The 23,126-nt window shown below is 63.0% G+C and carries 20 protein-coding genes; 7 read left to right on the forward strand and 13 right to left on the reverse strand.

Annotated features, from left to right (window positions below):
* Positions 1-52 precede the first annotated feature (52 nt).
* The 3 genes from NBH21_RS15830 to NBH21_RS15840 are packed head-to-tail and all read right to left on the reverse strand — an operon-like array spanning position 53 to position 3,545.
* Positions 53-1,270 (reverse strand): TIGR03862 family flavoprotein, encoded by a 1,218-nt coding sequence (locus NBH21_RS15830; protein ID WP_250915216.1) that lies wholly within the window; start codon positions 1,268-1,270, stop codon positions 53-55.
* Between the two features lie 9 nt (positions 1,271-1,279).
* Positions 1,280-2,455, reverse strand: coding sequence for an aminotransferase (locus NBH21_RS15835; RefSeq protein WP_250915217.1), 1,176 nt, complete (start codon positions 2,453-2,455; stop codon positions 1,280-1,282).
* Between the two features lie 37 nt (positions 2,456-2,492).
* Complete coding sequence (locus NBH21_RS15840; protein WP_250915218.1) at positions 2,493-3,545, reverse strand: LysR substrate-binding domain-containing protein; 1,053 nt, start codon at positions 3,543-3,545, stop codon at positions 2,493-2,495.
* Between the two features lie 178 nt (positions 3,546-3,723).
* Here NBH21_RS15840 and speB point away from each other — a divergent pair, with 178 nt between their 5' ends.
* The 6 genes from speB to NBH21_RS15870 all read left to right on the forward strand — a co-directional run bounded on the left by speB (position 3,724) and on the right by NBH21_RS15870 (position 9,146).
* Positions 3,724-4,779 (forward strand): agmatinase, encoded by a 1,056-nt coding sequence (speB, locus tag NBH21_RS15845; protein ID WP_250915219.1) that lies wholly within the window; start codon positions 3,724-3,726, stop codon positions 4,777-4,779.
* 85 nt (positions 4,780-4,864) lie between these two features.
* Complete coding sequence (locus NBH21_RS15850; RefSeq protein ID WP_250915220.1) at positions 4,865-5,953, forward strand: ABC transporter substrate-binding protein; 1,089 nt, start codon at positions 4,865-4,867, stop codon at positions 5,951-5,953.
* A 95-nt stretch (positions 5,954-6,048) separates the two neighbouring features.
* Positions 6,049-7,080, forward strand: coding sequence for an ABC transporter ATP-binding protein (locus tag NBH21_RS15855; protein WP_250915221.1), 1,032 nt, complete (start codon positions 6,049-6,051; stop codon positions 7,078-7,080).
* Positions 7,077-7,931, forward strand: coding sequence for an ABC transporter permease (locus tag NBH21_RS15860; RefSeq protein WP_250915222.1), 855 nt, complete (start codon positions 7,077-7,079; stop codon positions 7,929-7,931). The genes NBH21_RS15855 and NBH21_RS15860 overlap by 4 nt, the downstream gene beginning before the upstream one ends.
* Positions 7,928-8,728, forward strand: a complete 801-nt coding sequence (locus NBH21_RS15865; RefSeq protein ID WP_250915223.1) for an ABC transporter permease — start codon at positions 7,928-7,930, stop codon at positions 8,726-8,728. The genes NBH21_RS15860 and NBH21_RS15865 overlap by 4 nt, the downstream gene beginning before the upstream one ends.
* 37 nt (positions 8,729-8,765) lie before the next feature.
* The gene (locus NBH21_RS15870; protein ID WP_250915224.1) at positions 8,766-9,146 is read left to right on the forward strand and encodes a hypothetical protein; all 381 of its coding nucleotides are present in this window, start codon (positions 8,766-8,768) and stop codon (positions 9,144-9,146) included.
* Between the two features lie 222 nt (positions 9,147-9,368).
* Here the strand turns inward: NBH21_RS15870 and mmsB are convergent, their stop codons facing one another.
* The 7 genes from mmsB to NBH21_RS15905 form a co-directional block, all read right to left on the reverse strand.
* Positions 9,369-10,244: a 3-hydroxyisobutyrate dehydrogenase gene (gene mmsB / locus NBH21_RS15875; protein WP_250915225.1), complete on the reverse strand. Its 876-nt coding sequence runs from the start codon at positions 10,242-10,244 to the stop codon at positions 9,369-9,371.
* A 24-nt stretch (positions 10,245-10,268) separates the two neighbouring features.
* Positions 10,269-11,864, reverse strand: a complete 1,596-nt coding sequence (locus NBH21_RS15880) for a GMC family oxidoreductase (RefSeq protein WP_250915226.1) — start codon at positions 11,862-11,864, stop codon at positions 10,269-10,271.
* A 101-nt stretch (positions 11,865-11,965) separates the two neighbouring features.
* Positions 11,966-12,973: a branched-chain amino acid ABC transporter permease gene (locus tag NBH21_RS15885; protein ID WP_250915227.1), complete on the reverse strand. Its 1,008-nt coding sequence runs from the start codon at positions 12,971-12,973 to the stop codon at positions 11,966-11,968.
* 1 nt (position 12,974) lies between these two features.
* Positions 12,975-13,862, reverse strand: a complete 888-nt coding sequence (locus NBH21_RS15890; RefSeq protein ID WP_250915228.1) for a branched-chain amino acid ABC transporter permease — start codon at positions 13,860-13,862, stop codon at positions 12,975-12,977.
* A 4-nt stretch (positions 13,863-13,866) separates the two neighbouring features.
* Positions 13,867-14,568 carry an ABC transporter ATP-binding protein gene (locus tag NBH21_RS15895; RefSeq protein ID WP_250915229.1) on the reverse strand — a complete coding sequence of 234 codons (702 nt, stop codon included), beginning with the start codon at positions 14,566-14,568 and terminating at the stop codon, positions 13,867-13,869.
* Position 14,569: 1 nt separating this feature from the next.
* Positions 14,570-15,352 (reverse strand): ABC transporter ATP-binding protein, encoded by a 783-nt coding sequence (locus NBH21_RS15900; RefSeq protein ID WP_250915230.1) that lies wholly within the window; start codon positions 15,350-15,352, stop codon positions 14,570-14,572.
* A 15-nt stretch (positions 15,353-15,367) separates the two neighbouring features.
* Positions 15,368-16,570: an ABC transporter substrate-binding protein gene (locus NBH21_RS15905; protein ID WP_250915231.1), complete on the reverse strand. Its 1,203-nt coding sequence runs from the start codon at positions 16,568-16,570 to the stop codon at positions 15,368-15,370.
* Between the two features lie 169 nt (positions 16,571-16,739).
* Between NBH21_RS15905 and NBH21_RS15910 the strand changes: the two genes are divergently transcribed.
* The gene (locus NBH21_RS15910; protein WP_250915232.1) at positions 16,740-17,678 is read left to right on the forward strand and encodes a LysR family transcriptional regulator; all 939 of its coding nucleotides are present in this window, start codon (positions 16,740-16,742) and stop codon (positions 17,676-17,678) included.
* Positions 17,679-18,006: 328 nt separating this feature from the next.
* On the opposite strand, the gene scpA is transcribed toward NBH21_RS15910, so the two are convergent.
* From scpA to NBH21_RS15935, 3 genes are all read right to left on the reverse strand, one after another.
* Positions 18,007-20,148 carry a methylmalonyl-CoA mutase gene (gene scpA, locus NBH21_RS15915; protein WP_250915233.1) on the reverse strand — a complete coding sequence of 714 codons (2,142 nt, stop codon included), beginning with the start codon at positions 20,146-20,148 and terminating at the stop codon, positions 18,007-18,009.
* 578 nt (positions 20,149-20,726) lie between these two features.
* Positions 20,727-22,742, reverse strand: coding sequence for an acetyl-CoA carboxylase biotin carboxylase subunit (locus tag NBH21_RS15930; RefSeq protein ID WP_342452014.1), 2,016 nt, complete (start codon positions 22,740-22,742; stop codon positions 20,727-20,729).
* On the reverse strand, positions 22,739-23,116 hold the full coding sequence (locus NBH21_RS15935; RefSeq protein WP_250915234.1) for a hypothetical protein: 378 nt from the start codon (positions 23,114-23,116) through the stop codon (positions 22,739-22,741). Before NBH21_RS15935 ends, NBH21_RS15930 begins: the two co-directional genes overlap by 4 nt.
* Positions 23,117-23,126 lie beyond the last annotated feature (10 nt).

The raw sequence follows: 23,126 nt of genomic DNA on the forward strand, positions 1-23,126 counted from the left end.
CCGTCAAGATGGCGGGAAGCCACTGCCTCTTCAAGAGCGGCTTTTGCGGAGATCAGCTTGCCGTTTCGTCAAGCCATTGCCTGATGCCGGATGCTGCGGCCTTGCCAGTGGCGAGGCAGGCGGTGAGCAGGTAGCCTCCCGTCGGGGCCTCCCAGTCGAGCATTTCGCCTGAAACGAAGCTTCCGGGCAGCGCCTTCAGCATGAAACGATCATCAATGCTGTTGAAGGCAATGCCGCCGGCCGACGAGATGGCTTCGGCGATGGGGCGCGGCGACGTGACGGGCAGGGGCAGCGCTTTTATGAGACCGGCAAGTGCTTCCGCATCGAGACGATTGGCGTCGGGTACGAGCTCCCGCAGCAGGGCGGCCTTGACGCCGTCGAGGCCGGTGGCCTTGCGCAGACGATTGGAAAAGCTCGCCTTGGCGTCCTGCCTTGCCAGATCGCGCGCCAGTCTTTCCGCGGTGCGGCCGGGGGCGAGATCGAGAACGAGGCTTGCCTTGCCGGTGGCGGCAAGCGCCTCGCGCAGCGCTGCGGCATGGGCATAGACGAGGCTGCCCTCGATGCCGTGACGGCTGATGACGAATTCGCCGGGTATGGTGCCGGCAGCACTCGTCGCGGTCACGGACTTCAACGGCTCGCCGGCGAAGCGTTCGAGGAAGGTTTGCGAGAATGTACAGTCGAAGCCGCAATTGGCTGGCTGGAAGTCATGGATGTCGACGTTCCTTTCGCGCAGCCACGCCGTCCAGATGGCATCGGAGCCAAGCTTTGGCCAGCTTGCGCCGCCGAGCGCCAAAAGCACGGCGTCGGCCTCGATCCGCTTTTCGCCGTTTGGCGTCTCGATGCGATAAGCATCGCCGTCGAAGCCCGTCCAGCGATGCCTCGTGAGGATCGTGACACCCTGCGCTTCCAGCCGTCTCAGCCAGGCGCGCAGCAGCGGGGAGGCTTTCATCGCCTTTGGAAAGACGCGGCCCGAGGTGCCGACGAAGGTTTCCGTGCCGAGTGCTGCCGCCCAGTCGCGGATGTCCTCCGGCGTGAAGGCGTCCAGCGCCGGCCGCAGCCGTTCGCCCGCCTTGCCGAAGCGGGTGACGAAGCGCTCGTAAGGCTCGGCATGGGTGATGTTGAGGCCGGATTTACCCGCGAGCAGGAACTTCCGGCCAACGGTCGGCATCGCCTCGTAGACGGTGACGGCATGGCCGGCGCGGGAAAGCTCTTCCGCCGCCATAAGCCCTGCTGGCCCGCCACCGATGATCGCGATGCGTTTCATGGCCATCTTTCTGCCTCAGCCGAGCGTGAAGCCGGAGAGGCGATCCGTCAGGGCTTCGATCGTTGCCGAGTCCGCATTGGCGAAGGCAAAGCGCAGATAGCCTTCCTGCGCCTCGCCAAAATAGGCTCCGGGAATGCAGACGACTCCGGCCTCGCGAGCGAGCTTCTCGGCCACCAGCGCGGAAGGCCTGCCTTCGAAGGGGTGGCGGATGAAGGCGAAATAGGCGCCGAGCGAATCCATCTTCCAGTCCGGCAGCTTCGCCATGACGGACTTAAGCGTATCCGCCCGTTTCAGGATTTCCTTGCGGTTGGCGTTGCGCCAGTCGCGCAGCGCCGGAATGGCGCGGGCGACGGCGGCCTGCGGCGCGCGCGGTGCGCAGATCTGCAGGTTGTCCATCACCTTGGCGATTTCCGCGACGGCCTTCGGGCCGGCGGTGACCGCTCCGAGACGATGACCCGGAATGCAGAAGGACTTGGAGAAGGAATAAAGCAGGATCAGGTTGTCTTCCCAGCCGGGAATGGACAGGAGTTCATGCGGCTTGTCGCCTTCCGGCAGGAAGTCCCGGTATGTCTCGTCGAGGATCAGCCAGACGCCGGCCTGACGGCAGGCCTCGAAGATTTTCCGCAGCAGGCCGGCCGGATAGATCGCGCCGGTTGGGTTGTTCGGCGAGACGAGCGCGATGGCCTTGATGCCCTTTGCCAGTGCCGCGCGCACCGCGTCAAGATCCGGTACGAAGCCCTTTGCCGGATCGAGCGGCACCAGCACACGCTCGATGTCCATCATGGCGAGCGTGGTTTCCTGGTTGAAGTAGAAGGGTTCGGTCAGCGCCACCTTGTCGCCCGGACCGGCAATCGCCATGGCAACGGCCATGAAAGCCTGATTGCAGCCGGAGGTGATGTGGATGTTCTGCGCTTCGATCGCTGCGCCATAGATTTCGGCGACGTCCGCCGCATAGACCTTGCGCAGGTCGGTTTCGCCCTCGATCGGGCCGTAGCCGGCAAATCCGCGCGAGGAGGCGGCTTCTCCGAGCCATGCAAGCAGGTCCGGATGCGGCGGATAGCCGGGGACTGCCTGCGACAGGTCGATCAGCGGACCGCGGCTGCCGTCATAGGCGCGCGCCCAGGCAAAGACGGAGGGCACCGGCGGAGGGGAAAGGCGGGAAACGAGAGAATTGAACGATGCGGATGGCATGATGATTTCGGCAGTCCTGATGCTTTGTTCGGTTGGTTCAAGCCTTGGTGGCGGTCTTTCGTGCAGAGGCGGATGTCGCCTTGCGTGTTCGTGACAAGGTGGTGGCGTTTTCCGGCTTTACCGAGCCTGTCGCCGTGCCTGTATTCGTGGTGCGAATGTTGCGCGCTCTGTGAGCGGGGCGGGGCAGGGGCAACGGCTGCGAACCCCGCTCGCTTTCAAGCGTGGCGAAGAGCCAGTCGATGAAGACGCGGGCGATCGGGGCGGCGCGCACCTCGTTTCGCGTGGCGACATAGAAGGCGTTGGTGCCGGGCACCGAGAGATCGAAGGGAATGATCAGCTCGCCCGATGCGATCAGGCTGGAAGCCGTGATGTTGTCGCCAAGCGCGATGCCCTGACCGTGGCGCGCGGCCTCGGTGGAAAGCCTCGCATCGCTCATGAAATGCTCCCGGTGGCGGGGCATGTCGAGCTGGTCGGCGGCGGCAAGCCAGGTATTCCATTCCTGCCCGTTGTCGCCATGCAGCAGCACGTGGTCGCGCAGGTCCCGCACGGAGCGCAGCGGTCGCGAGTTCAGCAGCGAGGGCGAGGCGACCGGGAAAAGGTCCAATGTGCTCCACAGCCGCGTCCAGCAGTCCCGCCAGCTTCCCGGTCCGTAGAGAATGGCGATGTCGATATCGGGCGAATGGATGAGGCTTGCGTCATTGCTGGAGGTCAGCGTCAGGCTGATATCTGGATACTGCTCGCTGAAACTGCCCATGCGCGGCACCAGCCAGAGGGAGAGCAGGGCGGGCACGCAGGAAATCCTGAGATTGCCGCTGGTGGTCGGCCGGTTCATCAGCGCGGTGGCGGCGGCGATGCCGTCGAAGGCCGTGGAAACCGCCGGCAGCAGCAGGGCTCCCTGCGACGTCAACTTCAGTCGCTTGCCGCCGCGCTCGAAGAGCTGCGTCTTCAGCGTTTCCTCAAGCGTCTTGATCTGGTGGCTGACCGCGCCATGGGTGACGTTCAGTTCGCGGGCTGCCGCCGAAATCGATCCGCGTCTGGCGGCTGCCTCGAAGGCGCGCAGCGGATTGAGCGGTGGCAGGCGATGGGACATGGTCTCGGTGCTTGTTAGTTTTTCTCACAGCGATTGCTATAACATCGTGAATTGCTTTTCTACCCCCATGCGGCTTAATGCTTACAATAGAGGCAGGTGCCGGAACTGCCGTTTAAACAGTCGTCCGCGACGGGAACTCCTGTTCCGCAGGGCGTCGGCAAGAAGGGTGAAAGACAAAATGACTTTCGACGAAAAGCGACTTCAGGAACTGCGCGCCAAATACGGTGACGACAAGGCAGGCGAAATCTTCGACGAGAAGTTTGCCAAGGTCGGCGAGAAGATCTTCTCGAACGGCACCCGCGCCGCGCCTTATGCCGGCATCCCGACCTTCCTGTCTGCGCCGCATCGCCCGATCGATCCGGCAGCGCCCGACTTCGGTGACCTGCAGGTGGGGATCGTCGGTGTGCCGATGGACCTCGGCGTGTCCAACCGTCCGGGTTCGCGTTTCGGACCCCGTGCGCTGCGCGCCATCGACCGCATCGGCCCGTACAACCACGTTCTGGAATGCGCGCCGATCTTCGATCTCAAGGTTGCCGATATCGGCGACGTGCCGTTCTCCAGCCGCTACCGGCTGGAACTCAGCCATGAGGACATCGAAAAGCATCACACCAAGATCGTCGAAGCCGGCTTGCTGCCGCTTTCCGTCGGTGGCGATCACTCGATCAGCCATCCGATCCTGAAGGCTGTTGCCAAAAAGCACGGCCCGGTCGGCTTGATCCATATCGATGCCCATTGCGATACCGGCGGCGCTTTCGACCAGACCAAGTTCCACCATGGCGGCCCGTTCCGTAATGCCGTGCTGGACGGCGTGCTGGACCCGACCCGCACCATCCAGATCGGCATTCGCGGCCCGGCCGAATATCTGTGGGAGTTCTCCTACGATTCCGGCATGACCGTCATCCATGCCGAGGAAGTGACCGGGCTTGGCATTCCGGCGATCATCGAGAAGGCCAAGCAGATCATCGGCGACGGTCCGACCTATCTCTCCTTCGACGTCGACAGCCTCGATCCGAGCATTGCGCCCGGCACCGGCACGCCGGAAGTCGGCGGCCTTTCGTCGCGTGAAGTGCTTGAACTCATCCGCGGTCTCAAGGGCATCAATCTGGTCGGCGGCGACGTCGTCGAGGTTGCTCCTCAGTATGATGCGACCAACAATACCGCCCATGCTGGCGCTCAGGTTCTCTTCGAAATCCTGAGCCTCATGGTCTATAGTCCGGCGATCAAGGGCCGTTGAGAAACTGGCATTTTGCCCGGGACGGCGCTATCAGGCGTCCCGGGCTCGACTTCACGATAACCAACGAAGACAAGGGAACAGGACCATGAAAAACATCCTCAACGCTTCCGTCAGCCGCCGCGGCGTACTGGCCGGCTCGCTTGCCGGCGCCGGCATGCTCGCCATGCCCTCGATCCTGCGCGCCCAGGACAAGTCGCTGAAGGTCGGCGTCTATGGTGGCTACTTCAAGGATTCCTTCGACAAGAACATCTTTGCCGAATTCACCAAGGCAACCGGCATCGCCATCGAATCCGTGGCCGAGCCGACCGGCGAAGCATGGCTGGTACAGCTCGAGCAGGCCGCCAAGGCCGGCCAGGCTCCCGCCGACGTCTCGATGATCTCGCAGGTTTCCATGCTCAAGGGCCAGTCCACCGAACTGTGGACGCCGCTCGACATGGACAAGATCAAGAACGCCTCCGGCCTGATCGACCGTTTCGTCAACAAGTATCCGGACGGCCGCGTTGCCGGTATCGGCGCCGTTGCATGGTACATCACGCTGGTCACCAACACGGATGTCTACAAGGAAGCCCCGACCTCCTGGTCCGCTCTGTGGGATCCGGCAAACGAGGACAAGCTCGGCCTCTTGGCGTTGGTCTCCAACTCCTTCCTGCTGGAAGTGACGGCCAAGACCCACTTCGGCGGCACCAATGCGCTCGACACCGAGGAAGGCATCCTGAAGGCCTTCGAAAAGCTCGCCGAGGTCAAGCCGAACGTTCGCCTGTGGTATCGTGACGAAGCCCAGTTCGAACAGGCGCTGAAGTCGGGCGAAATCCCGATGGGCCAGTACTACCACGACGTTACCGGCCTTGCTGCCGCTGACGGCAATCCGGTCCGCTCCACCTTCCCGAAGGAAGGCGGCATTCAGGATTCCGGTTGCTGGGCCCTGTCGCGCGCGTCGACCAAGAGCGAAGAAGCGCACATCTTCATCGACTACATGTGCCAGCCTTCGATCCAGGCAACGCTGTCGCGCAAGGTCGGTACGGCTCCGACCGTCAAGCGCGAACTGCTCGACCTGACGGCCGAAGAATTCGCAGCCGTGTCCTCCGACATCGAGCCGATCACCCCGCGCTACGACCTCTATCAGACCAAGTCCGACTGGTTGAACCAGAAGTGGACCGAACTGATCGTCGGTTGATCGACGTCTGAACGAAAAACCAATCCAGCACTTGAGGTGGGGTGAGGGTCATGCGACCTTCACCCCACTGTCATCGGAACTTTTGCGGAGACATGATGTCCGGACTGTCGCTCAACGATGTCACGAAACAATTCGGCCCCTTCACCGCGGTCGACAACGTGCAATTGAACGTACCGCACGGTACTTTTGTCTGCATGCTCGGCCCGTCCGGCTGTGGCAAGACCACGCTGCTCAGGATGATTGCCGGGCTCGACCTGCCGACCGGCGGATCGATCGTGCTGGATGGTGAGGACATCACGCAGGTCCCGACGCACAAGCGCAATCTCGGCATGGTCTTCCAGTCGCTGGCGCTGTTTCCGCACCTCACCGTCGGCGAGAACATCGCCTATCCCCTGCGTATCCGCGGCATCGGTCGCGAGGAGCAGGTGAAGCGCGTCGAGGAACTGCTCGCCATGATCCATCTGCCGGGTTATGCGGACCGTCCCGTGACCAAGCTTTCGGGCGGTCAGCGGCAGCGCGTGGCGATTGCCCGGGCGCTCGCCATCTCGCCCAAGCTCTTCCTGCTCGACGAGCCTCTCTCCGCTCTCGACGCCAAGCTTCGCGAGGCGATGCAGGTGGAATTGCGCAAGCTGCAGCAGCAGCTCGGCATCACCACCATCGTCGTGACCCATGACCAGCGCGAAGCCATGACCATGGCCGATACCGTCGTGGTGATGAACGGCGGCAAGATCCGTCAGGCGGCAAGCCCCATCGAGATCTACCGCAAGCCGGCGGACCGTTTCGTCGCGGATTTCATCGGCTCCACCAATCTTCTGCCGCTCACCGTCGAAAGCGGCCGCACACTCGTGCTCGGACAGCCGGTCGAAGGCATCGCGGCCAGTGGCCAGAGCGCCTGCAGCCTTTCGGTTCGTCCCGAAGACGTCCGTCTTTCCGCTCCGGGCGAGGGGCGTCTTTCCGGTCGCGTAACCTTCATCCGTGATCTCGGCGGCACCATCGAGACATTCATCGACGTTCGCGGTTCTGAAGTGATCGCTGTTTCCACGCCGCGCGAACGGCCGGTGGTCAGCGTCGGGCAGGAAGTCGGCGTGGTGATCGACCCGCAGACGGCCGTGGTGCTTCCGGCATGAGGCGCGAACCCCCTCAAAAAGCGCTCGACTATGCGCCGCTCGCCTTTCCGGCGGGCATGCTGATCCTGTTCTTCGTCGTGCCCTTCGGCACGATGATCGCCGTCAGCTTCTTCAAGCGTCAGCAGGGCGGCTTTTACGAGCCGGCCTTCGTGTTCGACAACTACGCCCGGTTCATCAGCCCGTTCTTTGCCGGCGTTCTCGGTTTCTCGCTGATGCTGGCGATCTCGGTCGCGGTGGTCTGCGTCGTGCTCGGCATACCCTTCACCTATCTGCTGACGCGCATGTCGCGAACGGCGCAGGTCGTGTGGCTGGTCGCGCTGCTGTCCATCCTGTCGCTCTCGGAAGTCATCATCGGCTTTGCATGGTCGACGCTGTTTTCGCGCACCGCCGGCATCACGAACCTGCTGGTCATGATCGGCCTCATGGAAAAGCCCATGGCGCTGATGCCGAATTTCGGCGCGGTGCTGACCGGCATGACCTATCAGGCGTTTCCCTATACGGTGCTGGTTCTCTATCCCGCGCTGGTGCGGCTCGATCCGACACTGACGGAAGCTGCACGGACGCTCGGTGCTTCGCCCATCAAGGCCTTCTTCACTGTCGTCGTGCCGGCGCTGCGCAACACCATCGTCGCAACGATGATCATGGTCTTCATCTTCGCGCTCGGCTCCTATCTTCTGCCGCAGATTCTCGGCCGGCCACAGCATTGGACGCTGTCGGTGCTGATTACCGATCAGGCGATCTACCAGTCCAACATGCCGTTTGCCGCTGCCATGGCGGTGTTCCTGGTGCTTGTCACGCTCGGCATGGTGGCGTTGACACTCTTCATCGGACGCAAGGGAGAGACGGCATGAACAAGATGCTGACGCGGATCTATTTCCTCCTGATCGCGATCTTCCTCGCCGCTCCGATCGTCGTCGTCGCCGGCGTCTCGGTCAACGAGAAGCAGAGCCTGACCTTCCCGCCGCAGGGCTTTTCGCTCGCATGGTACGGGGCAATCTTCGCCGATGCCGGCTGGCGTTCGGCCTTCTTCGCGTCTCTCGGGCTGGCGCTTGCCTCTGCCGCGCTTGCGGTCGTCATCGCGCTTCCGCTGGCATGGTTCCTGTGGCGCCGTCTCGCGCCCTGGGCAAACATCTTCCAGGTCCTAGGTATTGCGCCTTTCACCCTGCCGCCTGTCATCACGGCGCTCGGTCTTCTGACCTTCTGGGCGACGACGGGGTTCTACGGCCAGCCATGGACGGCGGTCATCGGTCACGCGATCTTCTTCGTGACGCTGCCGCTCGTGACGCTTTCGCTCGGCTTTTCGGCCATCGACCGCTCGCTGGTCGAGGCGGCCTCGACCATGGGCGCGGACGACAAGACGGTGTTCCGCACCGTCGTCCTGCCGCTGATCCGGCCCTATCTGGTTTCCGGCTATGCCTTCGCCTTCGTGCTGTCGCTCAACGAATACATCGTCGCCTACATGACGGTCGGCTTCACCATGGAGACCCTGCCGATCAAGATCTTCAACGCGCTGCGTTACGGTTACACGCCGACGATGGCTTCCGTGACGATCCTCTTCGTGGTGGTCGCGGCATTGATCTTCGGTCTCGTCGCGCGATTCGGCGATCTGCCGAAACTTCTGGGCGCGATGGCGGCGGACGACCGCTGATCGATGGTTTGTTTTCGACCGCCGGCGGTGCGAATTGTTGCCGGTGATCGTTTATCTTGCGGAAACCAAGAATTTTATCCGCATTTTATCAATTCATTCAGATTTGCGGCCTAACCCTTTTGTCGTTCCGGGACGGGACTCCGCGCATGAAGTTGCGGATGGTGACAAATGGGGAATTGGGCACATGACGTGCGCAGGACAAACCGCGTTCATCGCGGATGCAAGCGGATCCGTGGATCCGTGGCCGGATACCGGCCGAAAGTCCCTGCCGGGCAGGGATATGACAGTTTTCGCCATGCGCCGGGAGCGCAGGCCTTCTCAATTCCATATCGGACGGATCAACGGCCTTTCGGCGCAGCCTGACGCATGCGACGGACGCGGCTTGCGATCCAGCAGGCAGTTCATCGCCGCTTTGTGAGTTTTCGATAGACCCGATCGGTTCCCTGTTTTCAGGGAACTGGTACGGCATCTATCGATACCGTTTCGCACCGCATGGCGAACGGCCTCTGGCCACGGTAGATGCCGTGGGAGGAATCTGGCGTCCCCACCCCCCCTAGTCGGGTTCCTCCCATCCTTATTTCAATGCTACGGCCGGTATGAGAAGTCTCAGCCGGCCGTATTTGTTCCGTGACGTTGAGGGTCAGCCCCGCAGCATCTCGATGATGGCGGAGAAATCCCTGCCGCCATTTCCCTGCTTGGCGAAGAGATCGAACAGCTGCGCCGCTTCGGCCCCGAGCGGGGTGGCTGCGCCGCAGCCAAGCGCTGCTTCCTGCGCGAGCTTCAGGTCCTTCAGCATCAGGGCTGCCGCAAAGCCTGGCCTGTATTCGTTGTTGGCGGGAGAGGTCGGCACGGGGCCGGGGACCGGGCAATAGGTATTGATCGACCAGCACTGGCCCGACGATGTCGAGGCGACATCGAACAGCGCCTGGTGGGAGAGGCCGAGCTTTTCGCCGAGCGCGAAGGCCTCGCATACCCCGATCATCGAAATGCCGAGGATCATGTTGTTGCAGATCTTGGCTGCCTGTCCCGCGCCGCTTCCGCCGCAATGGACGATCTTCTTGCCCATGGCTTCGAGGAGGGGATGGGCATTGGCAAATGCGCCGTCGCTGCCGCCGGCCATGAAGGTGAGGGTGCCGGCCGCCGCTCCGCCGGTGCCGCCGGAGACCGGCGCATCGAGCGATATGCAGTCGGCTGCGGCCGCCAGTTCATGGGCGCGGCGGGCACTGTCCACGTCGATGGTCGAGCAGTCGATCAGCAGGGTGCCGGGCTTCACGGTCTTTACGAGATCGCCCCAGACCGAGAGGACGTGAACGCCCTTCGGCAGCATGGTGACGACGGCCTCGGCATCGGCGGTCGCCTCCTCGAGCGATGTTGCGGGTGCTATGCCGTGGCTCGCTGCCGCCAGAAGAATTTCCGACGACAGGTCGAAGCCCTTCACCTTGTGGCCTGCCTTGACCAGATTTGCGGCCATCGGGCCGCCCATGTTGCCGAGACCGATGAATGCGATGTTCGTCATTTCGTGTTTCCTTCCTTCGCGGGATCAGCGGTTGTCCGCCAGGATCATTTCGGCCGCCTTTTCGGCGATCATGATTGTCGGTGAGTTGGTGTTGCCGGAGGTGATGGTCGGCATGATCGAGGCATCCGCGATCCTGAGCCGCTTCAGCGTCCGCATCCTGAGGCGCGGGTCGACGACGCTCTGATCGTCGGAGCCCATGCGGCAGGTGCCGACCGGATGGAAGATGGTGGTGCCGATGTCGCCTGCGGCATGGGCCAGTTCCTCGTCGCTTGTGAAGCGCGGACCGGGCTTGAATTCTTCCGGGCGATAGCGGGCAAAGGACGGTTGTTCGGCAATCCGCCGCGTCAGCCTGATGGCCCTGACCGCGATGTCGCGGTCGGCGGGGGCGGAGAGATAATGCGGCGCGATCACCGGCTTGGCGGCGAAGTCGGGAGCGCTCAGATGCACCGAGCCGCGGCTTTCCGGACGAAGATTGCACACACTTGCGGTGATCGCCGGGAAGGGGTGGACGGGCTCGCCGAACTTTTCCAGCGTCACCGGCTGGACGTGATATTGCAGGTCCGGCGTTTCCTTGTCGGGACCGGAGCGGGTGAAGATGCCGAGCTGGCTCGGCGCCATGGCCATGGGGCCGGATCGTTTCAGCAGATATTCCAGCCCGATCGCGGCCTTGCCATAGAGGCTCGACGCCTTCTCGTTGAGCGTCGGAACACCGGTGACCTTGAAGGCCATGCGGAGCTGCAGGTGGTCCTGCAGGTTTTCACCGACGTCGCGAACCTCTTTCACCACATTGATCCCTGCCTGCTGCAGCACGTCGCCGCGACCGACGCCGGAGAGTTCGAGGATCTGCGGCGAGCCGATGGCGCCGGCGGAGAGCACGGTCTCGCGGCGGGCCGTAAAGCGTTTCGCCACACCGTCATGATGCACCTCGACGCCGGTGACCGCACCGTCCTCGATCAGGAGGCGCATGACATGGGCCTTGGTCAGCACCGTCAGGTTGCCGCGCTTGGCGGCGGGGCGCAGGAAGGCCTTGGCGGTGTTCCAGCGGATGCCGGAGCGCTGGTTGACGTCGAAATAGCCTGAACCCTCGTTGGTGCCGCGGTTGAAATCGGCAGTCTCGGGGATGCCGGCCTCCTTCGCCGCCTGCTGGAAGGCTTCGAGCACCGCCCAGCGGACGCGGGCCTTTTCGACGCGCCATTCGCCGCCGGCGCCATGCATCTCGTCGGCGCCCTTGTAGAAGTCCTCGGATTTGCGGAAGAGGGGCAACACGTCGTCCCAGCCCCAGCCTTCGCAGCCCATCTGCCGCCACTGGTCGTAGTCGCGGGCCTGGCCGCGCATGTAGATCATGCCGTTGATCGACGAGCAGCCACCAAGCACCTTGCCGCGCGGATAGCTGAGCGAACGGCCGTTCAGGCCCTCTTCCTTCGCCGTGGTGAAGCACCAGTCGGTTCGCGGATTGTTGATGCAATAGAGATATCCGACGGGAATATGGATCCAGTGGTAATTGTCGGAACCGCCGGCTTCCAGCAGCAGGACGCGGGTGTTCCGGTCGGCGGACAGCCGGTTGGCCAGGACGCATCCCGCCGAACCTGCTCCGATGACGATGTAGTCGTAACTCTCCATGTTTTACTCCGCAGGGTACCGTCGCGCGAACGGCTGTCCGCGCGGCTGCATTCCGATATGTTGTGTCAATGTGCCGGAGCCGGCGGGATGCCGGCCCAGGCTTAACGCCGGTATTCGAAGCCGAGCTTGCGGCCGATCCTCGAAGCGTAGAACTCGCCGACGATGCCGCGCCGGAAGAGCAGCACGCAGACCATGAAGACGATGCCGGTGATGATGGTCACCGGGAAGCCGGTGGTTGCGAGGTAGTTGCCGAGCGTCACCACGAGGCCGGCGCCGACCACCGGCCCGATCAGCGTGCCGATCCCGCCGAGCAATGTCATCAGGATCACCTCGCCCGACATCTGCCAGGTGACGTCGGTCAGCGTGGCGAACTGGAAGACCAGCGCCTTTACCGCGCCTGCAAGGCCGGCCAGCGCCGCGGACATCACGAAGGCGCCGAGCTTGTAGCGGGCGACGGAATAGCCGAGCGAGACGGCGCGCGCCTCGTTTTCGCGGATCGACTTCAGGATCATGCCGAAGGGCGAGTTGATGAAGCGCCAGATGACGAAGAGGCCGATGACGAAGATCGCCAGCACCAGATAGTACATGTTGAGCGGTTGCGAGAGATCGATGAAGCCGAAGAGATGGCCGCGCGGCACCGACTGGATGCCGTCCTCGCCATGGGTGAACTCGGCCTGCAGGCAGAAGAAGAAGAACATCTGCGAGAGGGCGAGCGTAATCATGGCGAAGTAGATGCCCTGCCGGCGGATGGCGAAGAAGCCCATGATGAGGCCGAGAACGGCAGCACCCAGCACGCCCGCGAGAATGCCGAGTTCCGGCGAGAAGCCCCATTCCTTCACTGCATGGGCGGTGAAATAGGCCGCGCCGCCGAAGAAGGTGGCATGGCCGAAGGAGAGCAGGCCGGTATAGCCGAGCAGCAGGTTGAACGCACAGGCAAACAGCGCGAAGCACAGGATCTTCATCAGGAAGACCGGATAGAGGAAGAAGGGCGCGACGATCAGCAGGATGAGGCCGATGGCAATGAGGACGGTGCGTGCGACCGCAGCCGTGCCGCTTGCCGGAACTGCTGAATGCGCCGGGGTGGTTGTCGTTGTTGTCGAATGAGCCATGTCACGCATCCCGACCGAAGAGGCCCGCGGGCCGGATGAGAAGAACGATCGCCATGATGACGAAGATCACGATATTGGAGGCTTCCGGATAGAATACCTTTGTCAGGCCTTCCGCGATACCCAGCATGTAGCCGGTGAGAATGGCGCCCATGATCGAGCCCATGCCGCCGACCACGACGACCGCGAAGACGACGATGATGATGTTGGAACCCATCAGCGGCGACACCTGGTAGACCGGAGCGGCCAGTACGCCGGCAAAGGCGGCGAGCGCCACGCCGAGACCGTAGGTGAAGGTCAGGAGCACCGGCACGTTGACGCCGAAGGCCTGCACCAGCGTCGAGTTTTCCGTCGCGGCGCGGAGATAGGCGCCGAGCTTGGTCTTCTCGATCAGCAGCCATGTGCCGATGCAGACGATGAGCGAGACGACGACGACCCAGCCGCGATAGATCGGCAGGAACATGAAGCCGAGATTGGTGCCGCCGGAAAGGGCAGGCGGTGTTGCATAGGGTTGTCCGGACGAGCCGTAGAGATAGCGGAAGGTGCCCTCGATGGTCAGCGCCAGACCGAAGGTGAAGAGCAGGCCGTAGAGCGGATCGAGATCGTAGAGCCGCCGCAGGAACAGCCGCTCGACGATCGCGCCGAGGATGCCGACGATCAGCGGCGCAAGGATCAGCGCCGGCCAGTAGCCGATGCCGAGAAAGGTCAGCAGCAGATAGGCCACGAAGGCGCCGAGCATGTATTGCGCGCCATGGGCGAAGTTGATCATCCGGAGCAGGCCGAAGATGATCGCCAGCCCGAGCGACAGCAGCGCATAGAAGGAACCGTTGATGAGGCCGATCAGCAATTGCCCGAGCAGGGCCTGGAGGGGAACGCCGAATATCATCGTCATGGCATCAGACCCCCAACACTTTATGGAGCATGTCCATGCGTTCGGGCAGCTCGCCCACCTTGAACTCGGCCACCATCTGGCCGTGCTCCATCAGGTAGAAGCGGTCGGCGACGCGGCTTGCGAAGCGGAAATTCTGTTCGACCAGAAGCACGGTCATGCCTCTCTGCTTGAGTGTCTTCAGCACCTCGCCAATGCGCTGCACGATGACGGGGGCAAGGCCTTCCGTCGGTTCGTCGAGTAGCAGCAGGCGGGTGCCGGTGCGCAGGATGCGGGCGATGGCGAGCATCTGCTGTTCGCCGCCGGAAAGGCGTGTGCCCGGGCTGTTCCTGCGTTCGTGGAGATTGGGGAAGAGCTCGAAGATCTCGTCCAGCGTCATGCCGCCCTTGGCGACTTCCGGCGGCAGCATCAGGTTCTCGAACACGGTGAGTGTCGAGAAGATGCCGCGTTCTTCCGGCACGAAGCCGATGCCGTGATGGGCGGTGCGGTGCAGCGGCACCTGCATCATGTCCTTGCCGGCGAAGCGGATTTCGCCCTTGCGAGCCCGGACGATGCCGGTGACGGTGCGTAGCGTCGTCGTCTTGCCGACGCCGTTGCGGCCGAGAATGGTGACGGTCTCGCCTTCGCCGACATTCATGTCGACGCCATGCAGGATATGGCTTTCGCCGTACCAGGAATTGAGGTTTCGGACTTCCAGAAGTGCCGTCATGTCAGGCCTCCTCCGTGCCCATATAGGCCACGCGGACGCGCGGATCGTTGCTGACCGTCTCGTAATTGCCTTCGGCGAGGATCTCGCCCCGCTGCAGCACGGTTACGTGATGGCAGATATTGGCGACGACCGAGAGATTGTGCTCGACCATCAGCACGGCGCGGGTTCTCGCGACTTCACGGATCAGGTCGGCGATGACGCTGACGTCTTCCTGGCCCATGCCGGCCATCGGCTCGTCCAGCAGCAGCACCTTCGGATCGAGCGCGAGCGTGGTCGCAATCTCCAGGACGCGCTTGCGACCGTAGGAGAGGTCCGCCGCGACGATGTCGCGCTCCTTCGAAAGACCGACGCTGGCCAGCAGCTGTTCGGCCCGCTCGTTCAGGGTGTCGAGTGCGGCAAGCGGCCGCCAGAACTGATGGGCAAGGCCATTCGGCCGCTGCAATGCCACGCGGACATTGTCGAGCACGGTAAGGTGTGGGAAGACCGCCGAAATCTGGAAGGAGCGGACAAGACCCATGCGCGCCACCTTGTCGGGCGGTGTCCGGGTGATGTCGGTGCCGAGCAGATTGATCGTTCCGGCCGAGGGCTGGAGGAACTTGGTCAGCAGGTTGAACACGGTCGTCTTGCCGGCCCCGTTCGGGCCGATCAGTGCGTGGACCCGCGCGTGATGGACGTCGAGATCGACATCGCGCACGGCGGTGAAGCCGCCGAAGTCGCGGCGGAGACCGCGGGCGGACAAGACCACCCGCGACTCCTCATTGATGTGTGCCGTAGCGTTCGTCATCGCGACCGGCCGGGCTTACTTGACCAGCTCGCAACCGCTCTTGGCGGGATCGATATAGGCCTCCTTGCCCGGGATGGTGGCAAGCACGTTGAAGTAATCCCAGGGCTCCTTGCTGTCGCCGGGCTTCTTCACTTCGAGCAGGTACATGTCGTGGAACATGCGGCCGTTCGGGCCGACGCTGCCGCCCTTGGCGAAGACGTCGTCCACCGGCAGTTCATGCAGCTGCTTGGCAACGGCTTCCGTCTCGTCGGTGCCGGCCTTGTCGATCGCCTTCAGATACTGCATCACGGCGGAATAGGTGCCGGTGTGGATCATGTTCGGCATCTTGCCGGTGCGTTCGAAGAAGCGTTTGCCGAACTTCTGGCTCTCCTCGTCGCGGTTCCAGTAGAAGCCTTCCGTCAGCGTCAGGCCCTGTGCCGCCTCGAGGCCGAGGCCATGGACTTCGGCGAGCGTGAAGAGAAGCGCTGCAAGACGCTGACCGCCCTGGGTGATGCCGAATTCGGCGGCCTGCTTGATGGCGTTCTGGGTATCGGCGCCGGCATTGGCGAGGCCGATCACCTTGGCGCCGGAGGACTGGGCCTGCAGCAGGAAGGACGAGAAGTCGGTGGTGGCGAGCGGGTGGCGAACCGATCCCACCACGTTACCACCTGATGATTTCACGAAGTCGCTGGTCTGTTGTTCGAGCGAGTAGCCGAAGGCGTAGTCGGCGGTCAGGAAGAACCAGCTGTCGCCGCCCTGTTTCACCAGCGCGCCGCCGGTGCCGACTGCAAGCGCATGGGTGTCATAGGCCCAGTGGAAGCCGTAGGGGCTGCACTGCTTGCCGGTGAGTTCGGTGGTGGCAGCGCCGGTGACGATGTCGATCTTCTTCTTTTCCTTGGCGATGGCCTGGACGGCGAGCGCAACGGAAGAAGTGGTCAGTTCCATGATCGCGTCGACCTGGTCGGTGTCGAACCACTGGCGGGCGATGTTGGAGGCGATGTCGGCCTTGTTCTGGTGGTCGGCATCAACGATCTCGACGGGAACGCCGAGCACCTTGCCGCCGAAATCCTCGACCGCCATCTTGGCTGCTTCGACGGAGGACTTGCCGCCGAAGTCGGCATAGACGCCGGACTGGTCGTTCAGGATGCCGATCTTCACTTTGCCATCGGAAGCATCGGCAAGGGCCGCCGTGCTGCTTGCCAAAAGAATAGCCATAGACGCGATAAGCTTGTTTCGCATTTGATCTCCTCCCAGAGTGCAGGTGCGAGCCTGTTCAAAATTGACCAGCCGCCCTCCTCAGAACGGCATGTCAGGAATGCATGATCCCGGAAAGTCCCGGTTGACGCAAGCGCATGGCTTAACTAATTGCAAACAGGGTCTGTTCGTTTTTGAACAGATGGGAGGGGCGATGAGCAACGGACATTTTACCTGGGACGACCTGCAATTCTTCCTCGCGGTTGCCCGGACCGGCCAGCTTTCGACAGCCGCCCGGCAGCTCAGGACCAGCCATGCGACGGTGTCGCGGCGGATCGACCGGCTGGAGTTCGCGCTGAAGGTGAAGCTCTTCGAGCGCAATCCGCGCGGCTATGTGCTGACCGGCATGGGCCAGCGCTTCGTCGAGACGGCCGAGAAGATCGAGCAGGAGACGGAGCGGCTGCAGGCCGAGCTTGAGGGCGGTGCAACCGCCCAGCGCGGCGTCGTCAGGCTTTCCGCGCCGGAGGGTTTTTCCAATTTCTTCTTCAGCCACACGCTGACTGATTTCTTCGTCCGCCAGCCGAACATCTCGCTGGAACTGGTGACGATCCAGCAGATCATGGCGCTGTCGCGCAAGGAGGCCGATCTCGCGGTCGTTCTCGATCCGCCGAAAGCTGGCCCCTATTTTTCCGAGAAGCTCACCGACTATCATCTGCAGATCTATGGGACGCGTGGCTATCTGGAGGCGCGAGGCGTGCCGAAGACCCGCGACGACCTGCTGGAGCACGCCTTCATCGGCTATGTGCAGGACATGATCTTTGCGCCGGGACTGGACTATCTCGGCGACATTCATCCGAAGATCCGGCCGAATTTCCAGAGTTCTAGCATCTTCTCGCAGCTGACCGCGACACGTAGCGGGCTTGGTCTTTGCGTGCTGCCGCTCTTCATCGCCCAGCAATATCCGGAACTGCAGGTGGTGCTGGAAGACGAGGTGGACCTGCTGCGTCACTACTGGATCGCCTGCCACCACGATCTGAGGCAGGTGGCGCGCATCCGCACCGTGATCGAATTCCTGCGGGAATCGGTTCAGGCGAATGTCGGCGGTTTCATCGGGAATTCGGGGGCGAAGGTCGGGCTGGTGTCACGGGGGTGAGGTTGCGCCTTGCGCGCCTGATGGCGTTGCGTTCCTTGGTACCCCCCTCTGCCTTGCCAGGCATCTCCCCTCAAGGGGGGAGATCGGCAGAACGGCTGGTCTTCGGCTTCCCAACCTCTGTTCGCCAAGATCCCAAGACACTTGTTTTGTGGGGATCGAGCGGTGTCGGCCATCCGATCTCCCCCCTTGAGGGGGAGATGGCCGGCAGGCCAGAGGGGGGTGAGCCACAGGCGTCAGGCTTATGTAAAGGCATCCCGAGTACAGCCGCCGAGGTTCCGTACCCTTCGTTTCCCGGAAGCGCCGGGAAGCGGTCCCAGAAATCGTATTTTCAGTCGTTGCGCAGGCGTCCCTCGACGAGGTCGAGGACGGAGCGGGCGGCGTCCATGACGTTGGTGCCGGGGCCGAAGACGGCGGAGACGCCGTGTTCCATGAGGTAGTCGTAGTCCTGCCGGGGAATGACACCGCCGACGACGACGATGACGTCTTGCGCGCCCCTGGCCTTCAGGGCTTCCACGAGCTGCGGCGCCAGCGTCTTGTGGCCGGCTGCGAGTGACGACATGCCGACGACGTGAACTTTTTCGGCAACCGCGAGGTCGGCTGCTTCGTCCGGCGTTTGGAAGAGCGGGCCGGCGACGACGTCGAAGCCGATGTCGCCGAAGGCGGATGCGATCACCTTGGCGCCGCGGTCATGGCCATCCTGGCCGAGCTTGGCGACGAGAATGCGGGGAGCCGCGCCCTTCGCCTTTCTGTAGCTGTCGAGGCGGTCGGAGAGGATCGAGAGTTCCGGATCGCCCTCATAGGCCTTGCCGTAGATGTTGCGCACGACCTTCGGGACTGCGGCATGGTCGCCGAAGACGGCGCGCATGGCATCCGAGATTTCGCCGACGGTGGCACGCTCGCGGGCGGCATCGACGGCTGCTTCGAGGATGTTGCCCTCGCCGGTGCGGGCGACCTCGGTGAGGCGGGCCAGCGCCTGCTCGACCTTTTTCGTGTCGCGGCGGCGCTTGGTTTCCTCGATACGCTTGATCTGTGAGGCGCGGACCGCGGAGTTGTCGATCTCCAGAATGTCGATCGGCTCCTCGTTCTCCAGGCGGAACTTGTTGACGCCGACGATGACTTCCTCGCCCTTGTCGACGGCGGCCTGGCGACGGGTCGCGGCTTCCTCGATCAGGCGCTTGGGCAGACCGTCATCGACGGCCTTGGTCATGCCGCCCAGGGCCTCGACTTCCTCGATCAGCGCCCAGGCCTTGGTCGCCAGTTCATCGGTCAGGCTCTCGACATAGTAGGAACCGGCAAGCGGATCGACGACCTTGGTGACGCCCGTCTCGTTCTGCAGGATGAGCTGGGTGTTGCGGGCGATGCGGGCCGAGAACTCGGTCGGCAGCGCGATAGCTTCATCCAGAGCATTGGTGTGCAGCGACTGGGTGCCGCCGAGCGCTGCGGACAGCGCCTCATAGGCTGTGCGGATGACGTTGTTGTAGGGGTCCTGTTCCTGCAGCGAGACGCCGGAGGTCTGACAATGGGTGCGCAACATCAGCGACGAAGCCTTCTTCGGCTCGAATTCCTGCATGATGCGGGTCCAGAGCAGACGGGCGGCGCGAAGCTTGGCTGCTTCCATGAAGAAGTTCATGCCGATGGCGAAGAAGAAGGACAGGCGACCGGCGAACTCGTCGACGTTGAGCCCCTTCTTCAGTGCGGCGCGAACGTATTCGCGGCCATCGGCCAGCGTGAAGGCCAGCTCCTGCACCAGCGTCGCGCCGGCTTCCTGCATGTGGTAGCCGGAAATCGAGATGGAGTTGAACTTCGGCATCTCCTTGGCTGTGTACTCGATGATGTCGGCAATGATGCGCATCGAGGGTTCCGGCGGGTAGATGTAGGTGTTGCGGACCATGAACTCCTTGAGAATGTCGTTCTGAATGGTGCCGGAAAGCTTGTCGCGAGAAACGCCCTGTTCCTCGCCGGTGACGATGAAGTTGGCGAGGATCGGGATGACCGCGCCGTTCATGGTCATGGAGACGGAAATGTTTTCGAGCGGAATGCCGTCGAACAGGATCTTCATGTCCTCGACGCTGTCGATCGCCACGCCGGCCTTGCCGACATCGCCTTCGACGCGCGGATGGTTCGAGTCGTAGCCGCGATGGGTGGCAAGGTCGAAGGCGACCGAAACGCCTTGCTGGCCGGCAGCGAGCGCCTTGCGATAGAAGGCGTTGGATGCTTCCGCGGTCGAGAAGCCGGCATACTGGCGGATCGTCCAGGGACGGCCGGCATACATGGTGGCGCGGGGACCACGAACGAAAGGCGCAAACCCCGGCAGGGACTTCAGGTGGTCGATGTCCTCAAGGTCTTCGGCCGTGTAGAGTGGCTTGACGTCGATGCCCTCTGGCGTGTGCCAGGTCAGTGTCTCGGCCGGACGCTTCAGCTCCTTCTCGGCCAGGGCTTCCCAGTCCTTGATGGTCTTCTCGCTCGACATCCATTTTCCTCCTGCGCCTTTAACCACGCGCGCGGGGCCGTGGCTTTGGAAACTTTGTCTTGTCGCATGTCGTTGCCGCAAAACCGCTCAACACTTTTGCGCGACATGCTTTGGATCGGACGGGGCGCCGGAGCTGCCTCGTTTAGTGTATAAAAGTGGCACCTTCCGGCACCCCGTTCAGCGGTTTTTGCCCGCGGTCCGGGTTCCTCGCACGAACAGAAATCGGCTCGTCCCGATTTCGCGTCCGGCAGTCAAGGCCACGGTTTGCAGCCTTCTTGCCGGGTTTCAAAGGGCGCCGGGGTTTCACCGGCTGCCGTCCGCCACTCTGCCGTCACGGCACGTCGCTTTTTCAGCGAGAGGACCCAATTCCACGAACCCCCGATACGGCTCTTGCGTCTCTTCCCCGCACCGGGCGCCGGTTGCTTCTCGCCGCGACGCCTCGCAGTGTATCCGATGAAGCAACGGCCCCATGATGACATGACGCAATCGGTCGGGGATGAACGGCGGGGAGGGAGGTTGAAAACAAAAGGGAAATCCATTTCGTCTTCCCCGTGTCTACCTCCTCCGAGCCGTATTCCTTATTCGAACTCCATGATCAGTTCGTCGACGGCGAGGCTCTGGCCGGCCTTGACGGCGACCTTCTTCACCACGCTGCGCTTTTCCGCCTTGAGGATGTTTTCCATCTTCATGGCTTCGACGGTCGCGAGCGCCTGACCGGCTTCCACCTGATCGCCCTCGTTGACGGCGACCGAGGTGATGACGCCGGGCATCGGGCAGAGCAGCATCCTCGACGTATCCGGGGGCAGCTTTTCCGGCATCAGCTTGGCAAGCGCGGCGACGCGCGGCGAGCGGACGCGTGCCATGACATCCATGCCGCGCCAGCGCAGGCGGATCGCAGCGCCTGCGAGGTTGATCTTCACGCCGACGGCTTCGCCATCGACATGGAAGACCGTGTGGCTCTGGCCGGGAAGCCAGCCGCCGGTGACCGAGCACTTGCCGTCATCGGCGAAGGCAATCGTGGTGCCGTCCGTGCCGGTCCCAACCGTCACCGGGAAGGAATGGCCGGCGAGCGCGACCACCCAGTCCCTGCCGACCTTGCGCGGATGATTGCCGATGGTGCCGGAAATCTGGACGGCGCGGTCCTGAAGCGTCTGGTTGATGACGGCGGCGATGGCCGCGAGCTTGCGGGCGGCCTTCTCGTCCGGGGCGACGCCGGTGAAGCCGTCCTTGAACTCCTCGGCGATATAGGCCGTGGTCAGCTTGCCGGAGCGGAAGCGCTCCTGCTGCATCACCGCGGAGAGGAAGGGCAGGTTGTGGCCGATGCCCTCGACCTCGAAATTGTCGAGCGCCTTCGACATGGCGTCGATCGCGGTCAGACGGTCGGGCGCCCAGGTGCAGAGCTTGGCGATCATCGGGTCGTAATACATCGAAATCTCGCCGCCTTCGTAGACGCCGGTATCATTGCGGACGACGGTGCCGTCATCCTCCTTGCCTTCGACCGGCGGGCGATAACGCGTCAGGCGGCCGATGGAGGGCAGGAAGTTGCGGTAGGGGTCTTCGGCATAAAGGCGGCTTTCGATCGCCCAGCCGTTGAGCTTGACGTCCGCCTGGCCGAAGGAAAGCTTTTCGCCGGAGGCGACGCGGATCATCTGCTCGACGAGGTCGAGGCCAGTGATGAGCTCGGTGACCGGGTGTTCCACCTGCAGGCGGGTGTTCATTTCTAGGAAGTAGAACTTGTTCTGCTTGCCGTCGACGATGAACTCGACCGTGCCGGCGGAGTGGTAACCCACGGCCTTGGCGAGCGCCACGGCCTGTTCGCCCATGGCCTTGCGGGTAGCTTCGTCGAGGAAGGGCGATGGGGCCTCCTCGATGACCTTCTGGTTACGGCGCTGGATCGAGCATTCGCGTTCGCCGAGATAGAGCACGGTGCCGTGCTTGTCGCCGAGCACCTGGATTTCGATGTGGCGCGGCTCAGTGACGAACTTCTCGATGAAGATGCGGTCGTCGCCGAAGGAGTTCTTCGCTTCGTTCCTCGATGACTGGAAGCCTTCGCGGGCTTCTTCGGCATTCCAGGCAATGCGCATGCCCTTGCCGCCGCCGCCCGCGGATGCCTTGATCATGACCGGGTAGCCGATCTGGTCGGAGATCTTCACGGCCTCGTCGGCATCCTCGATCAGGCCCATATGGCCCGGAACCGTGGAGACGCCGGCTTCGGCGGCGAGCTTCTTGGAGGTGATCTTGTCGCCCATGGCCTGGATCGCGCCGACCGGCGGGCCGACGAAGGTGATGCCTTCATTGGCGAGCGCATCGGCAAAGACGGCGTTTTCCGACAGGAAGCCATAGCCCGGGTGAACGGCATCGGCGCCGGTCTTGCGGATCGCCTCGAGGATCTTCTCGATGACGATATAGGACTGGTTGGACGGAGCCGGACCGATATGGACGGCCTCGTCAGCCATCTTCACATGCAGCGCGTCACGGTCGGCATCGGAATAGACGGCGACGGTCTGGATGCCCATCTTCTTCGCGGTCTTGATGACCCGGCAGGCGATTTCGCCACGGTTGGCAATGAGGATTTTCTTGATGGTCACCGTCACACCTCGAATACGTCGTCAAAAGATTCCGGGAAGTTCTGCCGGGCGAGTTTTTCGTTGATCACCAGCATGGACTCGTAGGAAAGCGGATCGAAATCCTTGTCCGCCGCGATGACTTCACGGCCGAAAAGAAGATTCAGTCGGGCGGCATCCAGGTTGCCGCGCTCGAAGGGCTCGTCGCCGAAGTGGTGCCAGAGGGCATGCAGGAAGGCCGCGTCGATGCGGTGTTCCTTGGTGCCCGGGCGGGCCTTGCGGGGCAGGGCCTTGAGCGGGGTCACGCCTTTCGGATTGGCGCGGCGGATCGTAAATTGCACACCGGTACCGGGCATCCCTGACGGGAAGCCCTTGTGCTTGGTCATGTCGGGAAGATCAGCCATCGGTCTTTCC

The organism is Ciceribacter sichuanensis (assembly GCF_024055605.1).
Classification (GTDB): domain Bacteria; phylum Pseudomonadota; class Alphaproteobacteria; order Rhizobiales; family Rhizobiaceae; genus Allorhizobium; species Allorhizobium sichuanense.